Here is a 2,171-nt window from a genome sequence, read left to right as displayed (position 1 = left end):
TATATTTTTGCATGTTCCATTCTTTTTTTTGCATGTTTCACTCCTTTTTCTTGTCGGATTAAAGAGTGGTTAATATACCCTTTGATCGACTAATTGAGTGTTGCACTTATGATGTGAATTCAAGAGGTGTATTAGGGCAATAATGCCTTATACTAATAGTTAGCTTTAAAAAAGACATGGAGAACCGATGAATTTATCTGAATGGTTTAGTGATTTTTGTGCTGAACTCACTGTCAAAGATGGTGGAATAATATCCACCAGATATAAAAATATCACAAAAAGGCTCAACACGGATTATTGGTCAACAACATTTGATACTAATCACAGTCTTTATGTTGGATCATATGGAAGGGGAACCGCCACACAAGGTTTTAGCGACCTTGATATGATTTTTCGTCTTCCCGATAAGGAATATGAAAAATACAATAACTATGCAGATAATGGTCAATCTGCATTGCTCCAAGCAGTTAAGAAATCAATCGAAAAAACTTATCCCACATCTAGTATCAGGGGGGATAGTCAGGTTATTTCAGTTCCATTTAACGATGGAATTACATTTGAGGTTGTACCTGCTTTTGCAAAAAATGATGACAGTTTTACTTTTCCAGATGCAAATAATGGGGGCAGTTGGAAAACTACTGATCCAAAACCTGAAATCGAAGCAATTAGAAATAGAGATAATGTGTGCAACGGGAATTTAAAGCGATTATGTAGAATGATGAGGGCTTGGAAAAGGAAATGGGAAGTGCCAATTGGCGGACTACTTATTGACACACTAGCCTATCAGTTTATTGAAAATTGGAAATATCGAGACAAGTCATATCTTTATTATGACTACATGAGTCGAGATTTCTTTAAATGGATGTCAGAGCAAGATTCTAAAAAAACCTATTGGAGATCGCCTGGAAGCAGTCAATATGTCTATGTAAAAGACTTATTCCAATACAAAGCTAAAAAGTGCTACAAAATTTCGCTAGAAGCGATTCAACATGAAACAACAGATCCTAGGTCTGCGAAACAAAAATGGCGAGAAATCTATGGAACCACATTCCCAGACTAGCGATACACCAGAATTGAGAAAAATTCTTGAGGGGCAATTAAGAGAATGCTATGGGCGTGTCGTTTATTCTCATAAAACTCATGAAAAATGCTCAGATATTCTTCTCGATAGATTATCCAGCATAAAACTGGGGCAAATTATCCTGTCAGCGATAACCACTGGTGGTTTTATTTTCACGTTCTTTGGTGCTGGAGAGGTTGGTGCAGCAATAGGGATAGTAATTTCGACTACCCTACTTGTTCTAAATGCGTACACAAAGAATTATGACTTGGGTGAGTTGGCACAAAAACACAAACAGGCAGCAAATGAAATTTGGCTAATTAGGGAAAAATACCTTTCACTTCTTACAGATCTTGTGATGAATGAAAAACCAATAGAGGTACTGCAAAAAAAACGAGATAATCTGCTTAATGAACTACATGCAGTATATTCAGGATCACCAAGCACAACTTTTGAAGCATATAGGAAGGCGCAGGATGCTCTTCAAACAAAAGAAGACATGACTTTTTCGGATGAGGAAATAGATGCTTTTCTGCCAAATGAACTTAGAAGAAGTTAACAAAGCCATAAACTCGGACGTCAAAAAGCTGCGCCGCTCGTACCTCGCTATGCACCTTTTTGCCGCCGGTTATGGCAGACGTTATGTGTAAATGAATAAAGGAGCAACCAATATGCACAAAATCTATCTACTTTCTTTTATGCTTTACTCTTTTTTGCTAACTTCTTGCACAACGTTTCCTTCATCATTTACGACAGAAAACATTATGAAGACGCATCCTGGTATGAGTTCGGATGAAATAATCGAAGTGTATGGAAAGCCGAAAAACATAAGAACTACCACTTGTGGCACACAGGCAAACAACCCATGGAGTTGCACAATATGGGAATATGGAAAGTTTCCTTATGATCGTGCTACTTTTTATTTCAGCGGTGAGTATGGTTCTTACATCCTGAATAATTTTAATATAGATAGAGATTGAAAATAAATAGTCGCCCCTTAAAAACCCAACCCAAACAAACCAAAACCACCCATTTTTCCAACCATCTAAATCAACAAAACTGTTTTTTATCCAGCACCACAAAAAACCTTAGGTATTTTACAAAAAATAAG

3 protein-coding genes are annotated in these 2,171 nt (G+C 36.8%); all 3 read left to right on the top strand.

The genetic code is table 11. The features are described from left to right. Positions 1 to 187: 187 nt before the first annotated feature. On the top strand, positions 188 to 1,060 hold the full coding sequence (locus BAZSYMA_RS06195; RefSeq protein WP_090716762.1) for an SMODS domain-containing nucleotidyltransferase: 873 nt from the start codon (positions 188 to 190) through the stop codon (positions 1,058 to 1,060). Next, positions 1,038 to 1,619, top strand: a complete 582-nt coding sequence (locus BAZSYMA_RS06190) for an SLATT domain-containing protein (protein WP_090716760.1) — start codon at positions 1,038 to 1,040, stop codon at positions 1,617 to 1,619. The genes BAZSYMA_RS06195 and BAZSYMA_RS06190 overlap by 23 nt, the downstream gene beginning before the upstream one ends. Positions 1,620 to 1,824: 205 nt before the next feature. Beyond that, a complete protein-coding gene (locus BAZSYMA_RS06185; protein WP_090716756.1) occupies positions 1,825 to 2,040 on the top strand; it encodes a hypothetical protein in 216 nt (71 codons plus the stop codon). The last annotated feature ends 131 nt before the right edge of the window (positions 2,041 to 2,171 follow it).

It is taken from the genome of Bathymodiolus azoricus thioautotrophic gill symbiont (genome assembly GCF_001298715.1).
Classification (GTDB): domain Bacteria; phylum Pseudomonadota; class Gammaproteobacteria; order PS1; family Pseudothioglobaceae; genus Thiodubiliella.
Note: the sequence above shows the minus strand (reverse complement) of the source record. Positions and strands in the feature narration are given on the sequence as shown.